General features: G+C 45.6%; 13 protein-coding genes. 7 read left to right on the top strand and 6 right to left on the bottom strand.

What is annotated here, in order from left to right; genetic code table 25:
• Positions 1-26: 26 nt before the first annotated feature.
• Positions 27-2,390 (bottom strand): hypothetical protein, encoded by a 2,364-nt coding sequence (locus WC882_02785; protein MFA5842574.1) that lies wholly within the window; start codon positions 2,388-2,390, stop codon positions 27-29.
• 177 nt (positions 2,391-2,567) lie between these two features.
• Between WC882_02785 and WC882_02780 the strand changes: the two genes are divergently transcribed.
• The 5 genes from WC882_02780 (at position 2,568) to WC882_02760 (ending at position 9,633) form a co-directional block, all read left to right on the top strand.
• Positions 2,568-4,151 (top strand): glycosyltransferase, encoded by a 1,584-nt coding sequence (locus tag WC882_02780; GenBank protein ID MFA5842573.1) that lies wholly within the window; start codon positions 2,568-2,570, stop codon positions 4,149-4,151.
• An 18-nt stretch (positions 4,152-4,169) separates the two neighbouring features.
• A complete protein-coding gene (locus WC882_02775) occupies positions 4,170-5,549 on the top strand; it encodes a sugar transferase (protein MFA5842572.1) in 1,380 nt (459 codons plus the stop codon).
• 10 nt (positions 5,550-5,559) lie between these two features.
• Positions 5,560-7,725: an O-antigen ligase family protein gene (locus WC882_02770; protein MFA5842571.1), complete on the top strand. Its 2,166-nt coding sequence runs from the start codon at positions 5,560-5,562 to the stop codon at positions 7,723-7,725.
• Positions 7,698-9,101 carry an integrin alpha gene (locus WC882_02765; protein ID MFA5842570.1) on the top strand — a complete coding sequence of 468 codons (1,404 nt, stop codon included), beginning with the start codon at positions 7,698-7,700 and terminating at the stop codon, positions 9,099-9,101. Before WC882_02770 ends, WC882_02765 begins: the two co-directional genes overlap by 28 nt.
• 115 nt (positions 9,102-9,216) lie before the next feature.
• Entirely contained in the window at positions 9,217-9,633 is a 417-nt protein-coding gene (locus WC882_02760) for a hypothetical protein (protein MFA5842569.1), read from the top strand.
• A 95-nt stretch (positions 9,634-9,728) separates the two neighbouring features.
• Here the strand turns inward: WC882_02760 and proC are convergent, their stop codons facing one another.
• Both proC and WC882_02750 read right to left on the bottom strand, forming a co-directional pair.
• Positions 9,729-10,556 carry a pyrroline-5-carboxylate reductase gene (proC, locus tag WC882_02755; GenBank protein MFA5842568.1) on the bottom strand — a complete coding sequence of 276 codons (828 nt, stop codon included), beginning with the start codon at positions 10,554-10,556 and terminating at the stop codon, positions 9,729-9,731.
• A gap of 56 nt (positions 10,557-10,612) precedes the next feature.
• Positions 10,613-11,575, bottom strand: coding sequence for a DUF1385 domain-containing protein (locus WC882_02750; protein ID MFA5842567.1), 963 nt, complete (start codon positions 11,573-11,575; stop codon positions 10,613-10,615).
• Positions 11,576-11,667: 92 nt separating this feature from the next.
• Between WC882_02750 and fsa the strand changes: the two genes are divergently transcribed.
• A complete protein-coding gene (gene fsa / locus WC882_02745) occupies positions 11,668-12,312 on the top strand; it encodes a fructose-6-phosphate aldolase (protein MFA5842566.1) in 645 nt (214 codons plus the stop codon).
• A 2-nt stretch (positions 12,313-12,314) separates the two neighbouring features.
• Here fsa and WC882_02740 read toward each other — a convergent pair whose 3' ends face one another.
• Positions 12,315-12,566: a hypothetical protein gene (locus WC882_02740; protein MFA5842565.1), complete on the bottom strand. Its 252-nt coding sequence runs from the start codon at positions 12,564-12,566 to the stop codon at positions 12,315-12,317.
• 12 nt (positions 12,567-12,578) lie between these two features.
• Between WC882_02740 and WC882_02735 the strand changes: the two genes are divergently transcribed.
• Positions 12,579-14,612, top strand: a complete 2,034-nt coding sequence (locus WC882_02735; protein MFA5842564.1) for a hypothetical protein — start codon at positions 12,579-12,581, stop codon at positions 14,610-14,612.
• A 936-nt stretch (positions 14,613-15,548) separates the two neighbouring features.
• Here the strand turns inward: WC882_02735 and WC882_02730 are convergent.
• Both WC882_02730 and WC882_02725 read right to left on the bottom strand, forming a co-directional pair.
• On the bottom strand, positions 15,549-16,799 hold the full coding sequence (locus tag WC882_02730) for a glutamate-5-semialdehyde dehydrogenase (GenBank protein ID MFA5842563.1): 1,251 nt from the start codon (positions 16,797-16,799) through the stop codon (positions 15,549-15,551).
• A gap of 9 nt (positions 16,800-16,808) precedes the next feature.
• Positions 16,809-18,170 (bottom strand): mechanosensitive ion channel family protein, encoded by a 1,362-nt coding sequence (locus tag WC882_02725; GenBank protein ID MFA5842562.1) that lies wholly within the window; start codon positions 18,168-18,170, stop codon positions 16,809-16,811.
• Positions 18,171-18,252: the final 82 nt, after the last annotated feature.

Below are 18,252 nucleotides of genomic sequence, written 5' to 3'. Positions count from 1 at the left end.
GATTTTTATTGTACCATATCTATGTTTTAAACCCCTCGTATAATCCTCTCCATCAACTCCCTCGGGAACACCGGCTCCTTTTCCGCCAACCCTTGATGAAAAAGCACGGTTGAAGGCGTGGTCGCAGGTAACGTATTCACCTCAATCACAATCACGTCGCCGGTTTGCGTGTGCATGAACGTGTCGATGCGACAGTGGCCCTGAATCCCGATGCGTTGAGCAATGAGCTCCATGGAGCGTTTTACTTTTTCAAGTGCGGCAGGTTTAACGTACGGCGCGGGAGGCGGGGTTAAATTAACTCCGGTTCCGCCTTGGAATTTTTCTTCCACTGAAAGTACGTGCCCCTCCGCCACGGTAAGGCTGGGGCTGAGCGAGTGATAGCGTCCAGCGTGTTCCAAAACCCCCACCGTCACCTCAATCCAGTCGGTTTTTCGTCGCCATTTGATGCGCTGGCCTTTGACCCGAACAATATCGGTTTCAATAAAGCGCTCAAAGAAAATGTCTCGCAACAATCGCAACGGCATTTCAATGGCCGTGGTTTGATGATGAAAAACACCCGCCGGAATAAAGGGAGTGTTTTTTTGAACCCAATACGCATATTTTTTTAAATCTTCTCCGGAAAAAAGTCGCACAATCCCGGACGAACATCCTTCGTCGCGTGGCTTAACAATCACACTGCGGGAGGTTAGGATTTTTTGAAGTTTTTTAAAATAGAGGTTAAAGTCGTTCAATTTCCATCCTTTAAATTCCGAAATTAAAGCGTGTTTTTTTTGCGCGGAATAAATGCCCTGAGACTCAAGCCCTTGCAAAACTTCTCCGGTTTTGAGTTTGTCGGCGCAAATTTTGGATGCTTTTTCTCTAGAGCCGTTGAAGGGGACTTTGGCTTGGGTCAGCATGCGTTGAATCGTTCCATCTTCCCCGATTCCTCCATGGAATCCCATAAAAACATACGATGCATTTTTAATGAAGGAGCTGAGACTCATTTTTCGCGGGAGAAAGAACGGTTCATTGGCCTCGCCCTCTCGTAGGGCAAGACGCAATCGCACTTTTTCCTCAAGAAAATGAAGGCGTTCATCGTCGCGTTTGGCGTGTTCGCAATTTTCAACAATTTCATCCACGGTGTGGCTGAGGGTAAAGGCATAAGGAAGTTCCCAAACTTCATCGTGGAGACCAAGAAGGAACGGTTTGGGGTCATATTTTTCCGAGCGCCGCAATTTGAGCCACGCATTGGTTCCACTCATGAGAGAAACTTGCCGTTCCGAAGTTTTTCCACCAAAAACAATCTGGATGGGCTTGCGCGATTTGGTTGAAATCGAACGAGGTAAAGCGGGGAAAGGAATTTCGTGGCGGTCGCACGCGTGCCGCACCACATAGCGCAAAAGATCGCGATGACTGAACCCGATACGAGAGGTTTGTTGGAAAAGAAAACTGTTTTGTTCCATGCCGCTGATCGGATTGAAATCCGAAAACCAGATTTTCCCGTCCGGCAATACCCATCCGTCAAAGCGCGCCATATCGCGCACGCCGAAAAGCGTGAACAATTGTTCGGCCTGAACTTGGATTCGTTCGATGGTCTTGTTGTCAAAACGCGGAGGACAGTGATAGCGGACTTGGCGCGTGGGCAAATATTTTTTTCGATAATCAAAAATTTGATGTTTGGTGTAATCCGCCTCAATCTCGGTGGGAAGAATGGCCACCGGCATATTGAAACGGTTTTGGAGGAGAATGACAGTGAATTCAATGCCCGTGCAAAACGGCTCAATCACCACGCGGGTATTGATGCGTTTGGAAAAAAGATAGCGGACTTTTTTAAGCGCTTCCGCCGGAGTGGAAACTGAAAAAACACCGATGCTCGAGCCGCCGGTCGCGGGTTTCACGATCGCGCGGGTGATGTGATGTTGTTTGAAAAAAGCTCGGATTAAACGGGAGTGATCAGAGTGATGAATTTTAAGTAAAACCGAGGGCAAGGTAAAAAATCCTTGTTCGCGGAGAAAGGTATTGGCCTCATGTTTGTCAAAAAAACGACGACACGCTGACGCAGGTGAGCCTACATACGGGATGCCGTAACGCTCGAGCAGGCGTTGGATATCGCCGTCCTCCCCAAATGCCCCATGCATAGCCGGAAACGCAAGATCAACACTCTTAAGCAGAGCTTTGAGCGCCGTGCGACTTAAAAACTTGGCGGTTTCCTTGAGCTTAAAGTCAAAATCAGAGGGAGTATTCGAATACAACTGAGCCTGGGAAAGGTGATAGGCGTTGCGATGCGTGTCAAAATAAATCGGGACAATTTCAATGCCATCGCCGTTCAAATGATCGAGAACACTTCGCGCAGAATTGAGTGAAATCCCACGTTCCAACGATGGCCCCCCGCAAAGTAGTGCGATTTTCATAAATTTTTACAGAAAAATAGTAAGGCAACTTTAACCTATAAAATAATTAAAAACAAGTCAAAACGATGAATTTTTATAAAAATTTTACAGAAAAACGTAAAATTTTAAAGTTCTCAAAAGAAGCCATCAAAAAGAAGTTTTTCCGTTTTTATAAAAAGGCGTAAAATCAATTCTGTTATGGCTAATATTTTCATCATCCACGGGGTGGGCGGGTCGCCTGAGGAAAATTGGTTTCCATGGCTTAAGCAAGAGCTCGAAAAACTGGGGCATCACGTCATTGTCCCGCAATTTCCAACGCCGGAGAATCAAACGCTCATCGAGTGGTTGCGCGTGATGGATCTTTATAAGGAATTTCTAACCCCTGAGACGCTCGTGGTGGGGCACAGCGTAGGGCCGGCATTTTTGCTCAATGTTATTGAAAAACATCCGGTCAAAGCCGCCTTTTTTGTGGCTGCATTTGTGGGTAAGGCTGACAATCATTTCGACGACTCCATGAAAACATTTGCTCAAAAAACATTCAATTGGCCTGCGATTAAAAAGAATTGCAAACATTTTGTCATTTTTCATTCCGACAACGACCCTTATATTAAACTTGAAAAAGCGCAAGAATTGGCGAAACTCTTAGGCATCGACGTCCGAGTCATCAAGGGCGCAGGTCATTTCAATTCTGCGGCGGGCTATACTCGGTTTGAGGAATTATTAATGGAAATTAAAAGAAATCCGATATACTGAAATCCAATGAAATCTCATTCAACCCTTTCCATTCTTCTCATCGGTTATAACAGCAAACGCTTTTTGGAGCCGTGCCTCAAGAGCGTGGAGGCGCAAACTTACAAACATTTTGAAACGATTTTTATCGACAACGCCTCGTCCGATGGGTCAGTGGAGTATGTGCGCGAGCATTTTAAAGACGTAAAAGTCGTGGCCAATCGCGACAACCTTGGCTATGCCAAAGCCGCGAATCAGGGCATGCAAATGAGTAAAGCCGATTATGTTATGGTTCTAAATCCGGATTTGATTTTAACCCCCAACTATCTCGAGCTCATTATTAAAAAGTGCGAACAAGATCCTAAGATTGCAGCCATCACCGGCAAAGTGCTCAAGTACGATTTTGAGAAAAACGAAAAAACTAAATTCATCGATACAACAGGTTTATATTGTTTTCGCAATCGTCGCGTGATTGACCGCGGTCAAGGCCTGGAAGATCAAGGCCAATACGATGACGAAGAGGAAGTGTTTGGCGTGTCCGGCGCGGTTCCCGTATACCGTCGCACCGCACTTGAGGACATCAAACTCCCGCCGCATGATTTCCTCGACGAAGATTTTTTTATGTACAAAGAAGACATTGATATTTCATGGCGCCTGCGCCTGTGCGGGTGGAAATGTTATTACCTCCCGCAAGCCGTGGGGTATCACGGTCGTGGAACGGGCGTGCTCAAGCGGTTCACGCATTATCAGGTGTATAAAGGCCGAAAAAATCTCTCACGTTTTCAAAAATATTACGCATACAAAAACCAACGCCTCATGCAGGTAAAAAACGAATTGTGGGGAAATTTGGCTCGCGATTTTTTTTCGATTTTCATGAAGGAAATTCTTATTTTCGGGTATATAATGGTGCGCGAACCGTATCTTTTAAAAGCGCTGGGTCGGTTTTTCCTCCAATTGCCACGGGCCTTACGAAATCGACGCCTCATCATGAGAAATCGAAAGGTGAGCGCTCGAGATATGGCAAAATGGTTAAACGGAAGCGCAAAATCTTAGGTGCCCCCTTTCGCTCTTATGAAATCATTTTTAAAAATTCTCGATCAAAGCGCGTTGACGGTTTTCGTCTTGGTCCTTTCGGATTTGATTGGCATGGGAATCGCCGCTTTTTCGGCCTACACTTTGCGCAATGATTTTTGGGGGAGTGAAATCCAACCGTGGATGGAATACGCCAAGGCCATGCCTGTGGTGGCCCTTATTTTACTTGTGACATTTTACAGTTTCGGGCTTTACGAGAGAAGTCGCCGCATCACCGGTTTTGGAGAATTGTATAATTTGGTGCGCGCCATCACCTTGGTTTGGGTGTTCGTGATGGCCGGTTCCTTTCTTTATAAATACGATTATTCTCGCATCCTTGTGGTGATTTTTTACGGGTTTGGATTGTTTTTTATCAATCTGGATCGGTTTATTGTTCGACACCTGGCTCGCTTGTTCCATAAACACGGAATCGGGATTGTGAATGTGATCATTGTTGGCGCCGGAAAACCGGGGAAACAAATTGCGGAAAAGCTTAAGAAATATGAAAGTTTTGGTTATCGAATCCTTGGCTATATTGATAATGTCACCAAGCCTCCGCAAGACGGGCCGCCTCTTTTGGGTTCGCTTGAACAACTGCCGCAAATTCTTCAAACCGCGCTCGTGCATGAAATTTACGTGGCGGATCCGCAACTTTCTCATGAACGAATCCTCGAACTCATTCATCAATGCGATCGATTTCCCGTGAAATTTAAAGTGGTCTCGGATTTATTTGAAATTGTGGCCGGTGATATTGATCTCAATGAACTCGAAGGTTTGCCCAGCTTGGATTTGAAAAAAGGAGGAAGTAAGTGGCTTTATCGCTTTTTTAAACGGATTCTGGACATCATCGGAGCGGTGGCCGCACTGGTCGTTTCTTTACCGTTTAATCTGATTTTAATGGTTTTTATTTGGATTGAAACCGGAGATAGCCCGCTGTTTAAACAAAAACGAGTGGGACAAAGTGGGGAAATTTTCACCATGTATAAATTCAGAACCATGCGTGCCACGACCAATCCCAATGCGCACGCACCCAAGGATTCTCGGGACAAAAGAGTCACGCATATCGGTCGATTTTTACGCCGCACAAGCCTGGATGAAATTCCTCAATTTTGGAATGTTTTTAAAGGAGAAATGTCCATTGTGGGGCCTCGGCCGGAAATGCCTTTTATTGTGGAAACGTACAAAGATTGGCAACGTCATCGTCTCGAAGTAAAACCCGGCATCACCGGACTTTGGCAAATTTTGGGGAGAAAAGATCTTCCTCTCCACGAAAACATTGAGTACGATTTTTACTACATTAAAAATCAATCGTTTTTTATTGATGTCGTGATTTTACTCAAAACCGTGGCCACCGTGATCACGGGAAGAGGAGCTTATTAACAGAAATAATATGTTTTCCCGCCTCAAAAACATCACCACTCACGACTTGATTAAGGCGCTGATCTGCGCCCTTGTGGTTTTGGTTCCCGTAATTTACAGCACCGGATTTGAGTCCGCATTCACTGTGCCCAAATTGACATTGGTACGCATCGTAACTCTTCTTATCGTCGCGATTTGGGGGGTGCAAATTTTGGCGCAAGGCAAGTTGATCTACCGTCGTTCCCCCATGAACAAATGGATCGGGATGTACGGTTTGGTTCTTATTCTCACCACCCTCACCTCGACCTATTTTTGGACCAGCTTTTTTGGAGACGGGAGCCGGTTTTTAGGGTTATTCAGTATGTTGAATCTTCTTTTTTTAATGGTTGTGGTGATTCAATTTTTTAACGATAAAAAAGAAATTCTCCGTTATGTGCGAATTTCCGTTTGGATGGCGGTTGCGTTATCGATTTATGGGTTGTTGCAATTTAAAGGATGGGCGGGAGCCGAAGGCTGGAGTCACGACCCCACGGTGCGCGTGTTCGGGACCATGGGACACAGTAATCATTTTGGCGCGTACTTGGTGTTTCACGTCATGCTCTTGATCGGTTTATTGTTGCGCTCTAAAAAATGGGGGCATCGTTTGTTGTGCGGACTTGGGCTTCTCCCGATGTTGGCCACGATTGTTGCCACTGCAAGCCGCGGAGCATTTTTGGCCTTATTGTTCGCTTCATTGGTGTTCATGGGCGGAGTGGTGATTCGCGGATGGCATTGGATTAAAAAGAATAAAAAACCGATTTTGGGAGTGATGGGCGCCGGGATTCTTCTCATCGGAATTTTTCACAACGCGGTTTTGTATCGTTTGGAAAATCTCAATCTCACTCAGCGCACGATTGCCTCGATTGAATCCATTCAAAACGGCCAAGTGCCGGATCGCATCAGTTGGTGGTTCAGTGCCTTTGAAATGATCCATGACGCGCCGATTCTCGGGCATGGACTCGCCACATTTCATGACATTTACAACATGTATCGCCGTGCGGATTATCGCGTGCCCGGGGATATTCAAGACACCTTCACCCCGGAAACCGCACACATGGAATATCTCGATACCGCAGCCACGCAAGGGCTACTTGGTTTGTTGGTTTATTTTGGCATGATCGGGTGCTGGATGTTGTTGTTGAGAAAAGTGATTCGAAGCGAAAAAACTTTATTTCGAACCAAAATTTTAGCCTTGTCCTTTTTGGCGGCGGGATTGGCTTATTTCACGCAAGCATTGCTCAGTTTTGGGATGATCGGGACATTGGTTCCACTTTATATTTTGATGGGAATGTCTGTGGTGTTATATCACGTCACCGAAGATCCCAAACCTCAAACCGAACAATTTGCTTTGATTCGACTGGACGCGTTCGTTAAAACCGGAGGCGTAATCGTGGTGGGAATCGTATGGATTTTAAGCGCTTGGTTTACTCTACGCCAAGCCAAAGCCGAGTGGTTTCTCCATCGAGCCGGGATTGATGAAGCGCAGGGCGAAGTAGCCCTCATGCTCGAAGATTATCAGGTTACGATTCAGGCCATGCCATGGATGCCGCGCTATTTTGCCGCGTACGGAGCCGGTACTTATAATTTTGGGTTGTATGACAATCCCATTGAAATCGTAGACACGTTGTTAACGACCTCCATTAACGCGTATGAAAACGCCTATCGTTTGGTGCAAACCGTGCCGGACGTGCCCGCCAATCTGGGAATTGCCTACATTGCCTATGCGGATGTGGTGCAAGAAAAAGGACGCGCCGTCGAGGCGCAAGTATGGCGTGAAAAAGGAGTTGAAATGTATCGAAACGCGGTTGAAGTGGCAGCGAACAATCCGTTGTTTATGTATAATTTTGGGATTGTGTTGGATTCACAAGATAAAAAAGAAGAGGCGCGCGACACGTTTTTACAAGTGCTCGCTATTCGCGATCCGTATCAAGATACCTATTACCGAATCGCTTTATTGAGTACGGAGTTAAAAGATTATGAAACCGTGCGTTTATACCTACAAAAAGCGCTCCAAGAAAATCCGGCGGATGAAAATGTAAAAGCCTTGTTGCAGAGGATCAATGCGGAGACCAGTGAGGGAGAAATTCAGTGAAATATAAACTATATTTTAATTTACATTAACCTTAAATCATGAAATTTTCCTATAAGTTATTCCTAATTCCGTTCGTAATTTTTTGTTTGACTGTAGTTTTGTTTGTAAAATTCGATTTTTCAGGCAGTGCAACGATTAAAATATCTCCTTCCACCACAATTACCCCACCCGCGATTCGAAAATTAAACAGCATTAAGTTATCGGCATCCGTTGTGGATTTTACTGCCAGTGATGGCACTATCGTATCGGCAATGCGTATAACCGGCCCATCGGACGATGTATACTTTGGGAGTAGAATTGCAGAGGCCGGGGATGTCAACGGAGATGGATACAAGGATATCCTTATCAGTGCTCCTTATAACGACTTGATAGCCAGTGATGCAGGGTTGGTCTATTTAATTTATGGTCCAATAAACGAATCCACCACTGAAATTGAGTCCGTCCAATTTTCGATCAATCAATCTGAGTATAATCTGGGAATATACATAAGTCCGGCCGGCGATCTTAACAGCGATGGATTTGATGATATTTTTATTTCAGGGGGGAGTAGTGCAGAGGGAGACAGTGTGTATTTAATTTATGGCAAAAGTGATCTTAGTTCGATGCTTGTGAGCAATTCTAATGTGGCTAAATTCAACCCATTCACTACGGGGATGAGTGGCGCTCCGTTGGGCGATATTAATTTAGACGGTTATGATGACGTTTTAATCTATAGTTCAGATCATCATGCAAGTTATTATGTTCTTTCCGGAAGTAATACCGCTTTAAAAGGAGTTATTGAGGATAGCGATAGCCATTTAACCGCTTATGAACTCAGTGATACTTCGATAAATTTTTCTAGGATTGCTTTAGAAAATGATATAAATGGTGATGCTATTTCCGATCTTATAATCGGCAACCCTGAAGACAATAATCTTTTTATATCTTTGGGCTTAGCTCCATGGGAAGAGGTCTCGAGTTTTAGTTGTATAAATACCGAGTCAATTGGGAATAGCTTGGATTCGAGTCATGATTTTAATAACGATGGAATAAACGATATTATTGCAGGGGATTACGAAAGTTTCAGTCGTGCCGGCCAATTGGTTTTTATTCCCGGTGATTTGGATAGTTCATTTGATTGTGACTCTTATCACATCTCCGGGGCAGAAGAGTACGGAGAATTAGGCACAAGTGTTGCTTACTTGGACGATTGGAATGGGGATGCATATCCGGAGATTTTAGCTGGAGCCTCAGGTGAATCGGACGATACCGGTACTTTGTATTTTCTTTACGGAGAAGATGGGCTTGATTTCAATGGAAGAATTGAAGACCGATACGACCTTTTAATTTCAGGAGAAAATCCTGATAATTATTTTGGCGAAAATATAGAATCTTTTGAAGATGGATTCCTGGTGAGCGCAAAAGGTTTTGGGGATTCCGGTGCCGTTTATGTTTTTTATTAGGCCAGTTTTTCGTATGGAGGCACGAAGGCCCACAAAATCCAGTAACCCAAAATTGACTTTTACTGAATTTCAGATTATCATATTTTCAGTAATTAACTTTTTTTAATGTTTAATGATGAAAAATTCAATTGTTGCTGTTTCGGATCGAGGGCAAGTGACCATTCCAAAAGAAGTGCGAGCCCAAATGCTTGAGGTGCAATATTTTACGTGCCAAGTGAAAGGGTCATCCATTGTCCTTGAACCCTTGCAAACACGCGATGATTTTTTGGAAGAATTGGAAGACGCCAGGAAGAATTGGAAAAAGAAAGGCGGCCTAACGGTTAAAGAAATGAAAAAAAAGTTCAATATTAAATCATGAAAATTTCTTACCAATTTCAATTCTCTAAAAAAGCGGAATTGGATTTTGCTCGATTGGAGAGACCTTGGCAAATTAGAATTCTTAAAAAAATTGAATTTTTTGAGCAATCATCCAATCCATTGACTCATGCAAAACGATTGACCGGATATGATCATTATTTCCGATTTCGTGTAGGGGATTATCGAATCCTTGTAACTCCGGAGTCAGATGGAACGTTGATAATTTTAGTGATTGTAAAAATAGCGCACCGTAGAGAGGTGTACTTAAAATTATAACTCTTGAGCTCGATCAAACGCGGCCTTAAGCGCTTCTTCTACGATTTTCTTGAATTGTTTTTTTTCAAATACTCCAAGCGCGCGTTCCGTGGTCCCGCCCTTGGACGTGACTTTGGCGCGCAGGGCCATAAGATCGGGGAGGGTTTTAGCTTGTCGTAAAGCCAATTCGGATCCGCCAATCAAGGTTTGAATCGCCAGTTTTTGTGCCGTATCCTCAGAAAGTCCGAGTTTCGTTGCCCCTTGCACCAGTGCTTCCAAAAAGTAAAAAACATACGCGGGACCGCTTCCGGACAGCGCAGTAACGGCATCCATATCCCGTTCGCGCTTTACCTCAATGGCCATGCCAAAACTCTCCAGCATGCGTTGAGTGGCCCTTTTTTGAGCGACAGTCACCTCCGACGACGCAATCCACGCGGACGCGCCTTTTTGAACCAAGGCTGGGGTGTTGGGCATCACGCGCACCACTCGGGAGTGGCCGGAATATTTTTGAAGTCGTTTTAAATTCACACCGGCGGCAATGGAAATGAGCAGTGTGCCGGGGTGGAGATTCGGGCAAATTGTTCGTAAAAGCTCCTCCATACTTTGGGGCTTAACCGCGAGTAAAATAAAGGTATTTGCATCGATTTTTGTTCGACTTAATGAAGGGAGAATTTTCGCCCCCAGTTTTTTGAGCGGCGCACACTTTTCAGGATGAGAATCGAGGATTTGGATGGATTTGAAGAGTGGTTTTTTAAGGAGCAACAACGATTCTGCGATCGCAGAACCCATATTGCCGCAACCGATCAGCAGACACGAAGCGTAGCTGAGTGTCCTTTCCCGCATTTTTTTATTTAAATTTTTCATGAGAATAAGAAGAAAGAAAATAGAGGAGAAAAGAATTAAGGATTCATTTTTTCTTCTTCAAGTGCCGCTTTCAACGCCACCAGCGCCACCTCTTGCATGTCATCGCTCGGTTTGCGGGTGGTTAGGCGTTGGAGCCACAGTCCGGGTTGCACCACGGCATGGCCCCATGCGGTTTTTTCATATTTGGCACAGAATTTAAGCGCTTCATACGAAAGTCCGGCAATCAAAGGCAACAGCGCAATGCGTTCCACCAGTTTCATCCAAAATGTCGCAGCCGGAGGCACGACCGTATACACCGCAACACTCAATAAAAACACCAACAAAATAAAACTCGTGCCACAACGCGGATGGAATCGAGATTCTTCTTGCGCGGCAGCCACAGTCAGAGGTTTGTCTTTTTCATACGCCCAAATCGACTGATGCTCGGCCCCGTGATACCCAAACACGCGCTGGATGTCGGGCAAAAATGAAATCGCCACAATATACCCGAGGAAAATGGAAATTTTTACCAAGCCATCCACAAGATTGAAAAGTGAATAGTGCGCCTCCACCGCCGGCACATAGCGTTGAACCGTATTCGCGGCAAGAAGGGGTAAAAATTTGAATAAAAAAAGCGAAAACGCTAACAAAAACAGAAAGTAAAAAGTCATAAACATCATTTTCAAAAAACGCTTAAAAGAAGATTCAGGCACATCTTTTGGCTTCGGAGTCTTATTTTTTTGCGTCGGCTCGAGCCCTTCTAAGAAAATTGTATTCGAAAACATCAACGCCTTTACTCCAATGATGAGCGATTCGATCAGATTCACCACCCCGCGAATCACGGGCACGCCCAAGATACGAATGCGCTTGGCAATACTCACATAAGCTTGCCGTTCTACCACGATTTCACCCGTGGATCGTCGTACCGCCATCACATATCCGTGAGGGGCACGCATCATTACTCCCTCGATCAACGCCTGCCCGCCCACCGCAAAATTGATTTTTTCATCTTTGTTCATGTTAGGGGTAATTTACACCATAACAAAATTTGTTGAAATCCAATGATTGCGGTACGATTATTTTTGTTAAAAATTTATTAAAATTTTCTGACATGAAATTATTTATCGATTCTGCAAACTTGAATGAAATTAAAAAAGCCGCATCCTGGGGCGTGGTTGACGGCGCCACCACCAACCCGTCCCTCATCGCCAAAGAAGGCCGTGATTTCAAGGAAACCGTGATCGAAATTTGCGAAATCGTTAAAGGCCCGGTGAGCGCGGAAGTCATGAGCCCGGACGCCAAAGGCATGATCGTGGAAGCGGAAAAGTTGGCAAAGTGGCACAAAAACGTAATCATCAAAATCCCGTGCACAGAAGAAGGCATCAAAGCCGCCAAAACTCTCGAAGCCAAAGGCATCAAGACCAATGTGACCTTGGTGTTCTCGCCGAATCAGGTGTTGCTGGCTGCCAAAGCCGGCGCTTCTTATATCAGTCCGTTCGTGGGCCGGTTGGATGATGTGGGAGAAGATGGCCTGAGTATGATCGACGAGTCGTTGCAAATCCTTCAAAATTACGGGTTCAAATCGCAAATCATTGTGGCCTCGGTGCGATCTCCATTGACCGTGCAAAGCGCGGCAGCCATGGGCGCGCACGTGGCCACGGTTCCCTTCAAAATTCTCGAACAAATGTTTAAGCACCCGCTCACGGAGATTGGGATTGAGAAGTTTAAGAAAGATTGGCACTCACCACGCACGTAGCGCTAGCGAAGTGCGCTCCTCCCCTGAATTTCTCCCCGTATTTCTTTCCCCGAATTTTTCGCAGCATTCTTATTCAGCTCGAACTCTATTTTCATGAAAGAGCTTTTTCAGGAGATTCTATTGAGAAAATCTTCAATTTTTGGTAAAATAATAAGATAAGAAAATAATAAAAAACAAACACTAACCCTAAAAACATGAATTTCACTCATTGGAATAAATTCCTTTCATTCAATTCCTTGGCCGGGAGCGAGCATGCTTGTATTTATTTGGAAGTTCCTCAAAAATGGGTGAAAACCGAGGGCGAAAAAGTGATTTCAACCCCGGAGGCGAAGCAGTATGCAGGAGATCTTAAAGAGGTTTATTCAAAAGAGAAATTAGCAGAGATTCAAAAGACTTATACGAAAGAAAAATTAGCCGAACTTAGAAGGAAAGTGGAAGAGGAAGGGGGAGCGGCGGATTTAAACAGTTTTGACGCAAAGGGAGGGAAATCTTTTGAGGTTGATAAACCTGAATATGCAGGGAAAGGATTGCTTGAAATCTTGGCGATGGAAAGTCCACTTTTAAATGCGGCTTTTGAGGACAATCACGCCCTTAAAGACGTGTCATACATGCATGTTTTTCAAAAATTTGAGGAGGCGGGGTTAGATGCCAACGTTGTTTTGATTAAAACCGCCAAACGTAAGCAGGGGACCATCGTTCAACTTGAGAAGGGTGTAGTGACAGTAACCCAACTCGTGTTCGGGACGGACGGGAAGCAAAAATTTACACCCGATGGCAAACCGGAAACAAAAACCGCCACCTGCACGCTGTTTCCGGATATTTTCGGTGGATCTTCTCAGCTGCAACCTAAGATGGAAGTGCCCTTAAGAGAGTCGACGCCGGAAGAAAATGAACAAGAAAAAACCATAGGAAAGATAAAAGACCACATCGAGTCTAAAAATAAAATATACCCTAAAGTAGGGGCTACTTGTGTTGTGACCATTTCACCCACAGATGGGTCTCGTTCATGGCGATTTCAAACATTGTGTAATGATAGCACTTGCGGACCTAATGAGAGCTTTGTAATTGATTTAAAAAAGAATCTTGAGGTCACCTATCAAGAAATAGATGCCGCCTTTGAGCGTGTCGGGAATTCTCCTCAAAAAGAAGCTCCTTCTCCGGTTGGTTCCGGGCCTTTAGACGAGCCACCTACAGTATACCCTGAACCGCCTTCAGAAGAGGAGACAGTAGCGGCCGAGAAAGCAGCGGCCGAGAAGGCAGCAGTCGAGCAAGCAGCAGCCGAGCAAGCAGCAGCCGAGAAGGCAGAGGCCGTAAAAGTAGAACCGGTAAAAACCCTCGAATCAAAAGAGGCAGATCCTCAGGAAAAAGCATGGGAGAAAATAAAAGCATTCGTCGCGGATTCACTTAATATGTATCCTAAGGTAACCGCTTCCTGCATCATAAAAGAACCTGAGGACGGAAAGCCTCGTTCCTGGGAAATTAACGTTTCCTGTAAAGGGGGGATAGAGGGTTGTGGTGCACCGGAAAAAATATCTCTAGACCTGGTAAAAAATCCAAATTCTAAGAGTTATTATGACGAAATAATGGAACTTCTCAATCGTGTCGGGAATCCTCCCAAACCAAAGGATCCGGATGCTTTAGTTCTTTCACCCTACGGCAAACCTAAGCAGGAGCCAAAACTGGGAGATTTTTTATATAAAGATTCCGGTAATCCATTGCTTGAAGCCGCTGATAAGGCCACTGTCGGGGATGGGGATTGGAAAAAAGTATATAAATTGTATGAGAAAAAAGCAGAGAAGACAGAACCTTTCTCTCCTCAAGAATGGTGCGCTGCCGTGGAAGCGGCCATGCACTGCGGAGACCCTCGAAATGCTGATAAAATAGCAAGAAAAGCCGGGAAAGCCATACGAGAAAATTATCGCAATTCTTCTCTTTCAAATGAGGATAAGAAGGTTGTTGAATTGATTAAGTATTATGTGGATACAATCGAAAAGGGGTGGGGGATCCAAGTTCTGAACGATAACGGTTTTGGGATTAAATCTGTTCGACCTCGAGAGGAGTCTAGTCTGAATTTTTTTGGGCAGGCGGCACTTAAGAGAATAAATGAAAGAATTAGAGAAGGAGAAATCAAAAAAGGGATAACTATAATGTTGCCTGCGGGGGTTTATGAAGCTTGTGACGCTAAAGGTATTCCTACCGAAATATTTCACATTGAAGCGGGAAAAACTCCGAATGTTACAATTAGAGGAGCGAAGGGAGAGCCTGAGCCAAAACGTGTCCGAAATTCTTCAGCTAAGTAGCTCTTTGATCGTATACGGCAAATGCAACGCCAAATCCGTGGCTGTGTAGCCATAGCCTTTTTCGAGGAAAAGTTCGTCTCCGGCCGTATCCAAGATGAAAACGCCGATTCGTGCTGCGTTGTAGAGTGAAAGCCCGCGCGCCACCAGCCCGCCGATCAGTCCGGCCAAAACATCGCCGGTCCCACCTTTGGTTAGGCCCGGATTCCCGGTGGAGTTGATGCAAAAATCGCCTTTGGCAGACACAATAATGTCTACGGGATTTTTTAAAAGAACATTCACATTAAAGGTGGCAGCGCATTTTTTAACGCATTCGGTCTTTTCAATAAAAAGGGAAGGCATTGGCTTTTTACAAAAATTGGCGAATTCTTGCGCATGAGGCGTGATCAAAATACGAGCATTATCTCGAGTGTCCTTTCGCGGCAACGCATAAATCGCATGCGAATCCAAAACCAGAGGGCATTCGATTTTTTTAATCAGCGCTTGAATCGCGGTTTGCGTTTCTTCTCGATCGCCGATACCGGGCCCAAACACCACACAATCTTGACTTTGACTCGTCAAAGAAATGAGTTCCACGCCTCGGCCATCAAGATGGTCGCCGGGAAACGCTTTGACAATAAAATCCGGATAATAACTTCGGCTCACGTCAAAATTGCATTCCGGAACAAACAGCGTGACCAAATCCGTGCCGCCAAACAACGCGCCCATGCCTGCCAGAATCGGCGCCCCGTAATATTCGCGGCTTCCGCCAACAATCAACACGCGCCCATTGTCGCCCTTGTGCGAATCGCGCTTGCGCTTGGGGAAGAGTTTTTTGAGGTCCGGTCTTTTGACTTCGTTGAGCATGAGGAAAAGATGAATTTCCTTTATCTTATCATAAAAATGTCATCCCCGTGAAAACGGGGATCCAGTAGGGAAAAAAGAGGGGGAGACCCTTCGCTACGCTTCGGGTCTGGTCTGCCCATCCCCCCGTCCCACCCACTTAAACGTGGTCAGTCCTTCGAGTGCGAACGGTCCGCGCACATGTAGTTTTTGAGTGGAAATCCCGATCTCGGCTCCCAGCCCGAATTGAGCTCCATCGCTGAACTGCGTCGACGCGTTCCAATACACACACGCGGCATCCACTTCATGTAAAAAACGCTCGGCTGTGGTCGCATTTTCGGTCACAATGGCCTCGGAATGTTTGAGGCTGTACTGGGCGATGTGTTCCACCGCTTCTTCGTACGAATCCACCACTTTGATGGCTAAAATAGTATCGAGAAATTCTTTGCCAAAATCCTCGGGCTTGGCTTTTATACCTTCTTTTCCAACGATGGCCAACGCCCGTTCATCGCATCGCAATTCAACGTTTTTAGCACGAAGCAACGGTGTTAATTTTTCAAGAAATTTTTCCGCAATCTTTTCGTGCACCAACAACGTGTCGAGCGTATTGCAAATGGAAACGCGCCGCGTTTTGGCATTCACCACAATGGCTGCAGCTTTGTCGAGATCCGCATCGGCATCAACATACGTGTGCACCACGGATGCGCCGGTTTCAATCACCGGAATCCGAGAATTTTCCACCACAAAATCAATCAAACCACGTCCTCCACGAGGGATCACAACATCCAAATAGCCTCGCAATTTCAAGAACTCACCGGTCATAGCCCGGTCCGTAGAATCAATGAATTGAATCGCATCCGACGGCACGTCGGTCTCATCCAACGCCTCTTTCATGGCTTTCACCAGCGCACGATTGGTTGAAATCGCATTCGAACCGCCTTTGAGCATCACTGCATTTCCGCTTTTCAAGCACAACGTGGTCGCGTCCACGGTTACATTGGGCCGCGCCTCATAAATCATTCCCACCACGCCCAGGGGCACGCGCACGCGCTCGAGCTTGAGCCCGTTCGGTCGCACGCGCTCATCCATGATTTTCCCAACCTCATCAGGGAGCGAAATCACGTTTTTGAGTTCATTCACAATGCCTTGCAAGCGCTCGGCGTTGAGAGTCAGGCGGTCCACCATCACGGTTTCGCCGGCGGCTTTCGCACGTTCAACGTCCTCTTGATTCGCGGCGAGAATCGCATCCGTCTGCGTTAAAAGCTCTTCGCTAATGCGTTGAAGCGCTACATTTTTTTGCGCAGTCGAAAGAATGGCGAGTTTACGAGCAGCGGATTTGGCGGCTTGGGCTTGAGAGAGAAGATTCATAAAAATTATTTAAAAAATCACTAAGATTGTAACAGAAAAAACAGAGAAGGTCAGCTTAGAGAACGCAGGCGACCCCCCCCTTTTTTTACTTCAGTCCAACTCCTCTTCCACCTTTGCCCCGGCTCCGACCACAACCGCATCTTGCGATTGCAAGAATTTGGTGCCGGTATCAATGTCGCCTTTGGGCATGAGCATCGGGCCCGCAGGGGGTTCGAGCGCATCCGGCGGCACGGCAGGTCCGGTGACAATCAAATCCAAATCGGTTTCTTCAGGAATTGGCTTTTTTGGCTTGGGCGGAAGAAAAGAAGGAATGCCTTTTTCTTTGGCCATCTTGGCGGACGCTTCAATTTCAGTGGCGAGTTTTTCCTCTTCTTTGGAGCGATCGATGTTGCGACGCGCCACTTCATCCAATGATAAATTATGAGTGGGAACCACCGCATCTTCGGTCTCGCGGCTAAAGAGCAAGGTCTGTGTCGGGTACGGCATTTGGACGCCATGTTCCTCCATGCGCAGCTTAATGGTGTGTAAAACTTCGGATTTGATTTTCATCCAATTGGTGTGTGAATCCACCCAAAAACGAATTTTGAAATCCACGGAATAATCTCCGAAATCCGACAAAATCAACGTGGGAGCGGGTTCCATCAAAATTTTTGTATTTTCCTTGAGCGCCGCCATGATCACTCGACTCGCATGAGCAATATCATCATTGTAAGTGATTCCAATGGAGGAGATCTCCACGCGACGGAACGGATTGGCGGTAAAGTTGACCACTTGGTTTTTGAAAAGATCCGAGTTCGGAACAATCACTCGCGTGCCATCCACGGCTTTTAAGATCGTGGCGCGGCCTTGAATTTCAATGACTTTTCCCATAGTGGATCCGACTTTAATAAAATCTCCAATGGAAAACGGACGGTTCAATAAAATTAAAATTCCGGCAATAAAATTCATGACCAAATCTTGCATGGCAAAACCCAACCCGAATCCAACTGCGGCAATGAGGGCCGTGAGGTCCAGTCCCCCGATGCGCAACGCCACCGTAATTCCAATGGTCAGCACCGTAACATACGTCACGCGACCAATGAGAACCACGGCATCTTGATTATTGTCTGCAAATTTTTCCGTAAAATGATCAATGGCTCGTTCTCGAATCATTTTGGCTACAAAAAAGGAACCAAAAAATACAAGGATCGCAGCCACCCAACTCGGAGCTTTTCCCCATAAAATACTGAGGAAGGAAGCAATGCCAGAGGCCGTGTCCTTAGCCGTAGACGCACTGTCTGTGATGCTCGCGGCAAAGGTCGTGGACACCGAGGAGATCATCAGAATGGTAGCGGCGGAAAAAGCCGAGAACAGAGAGAGGATTTTTTTCATATTGTTTTTGTTTTGATTTTATCAACAAATTATACCAGAAAAACAATCAAGCGGCAATACTGAATGGTAAGAGAAAATTTTA

This window comes from Candidatus Gracilibacteria bacterium (assembly GCA_041658685.1).
Lineage (GTDB): Bacteria > Patescibacteriota > Gracilibacteria > UBA1369 > UBA12473 > JBAZZS01.
Note: the sequence above shows the minus strand (reverse complement) of the source record. Positions and strands in the feature narration are given on the sequence as shown.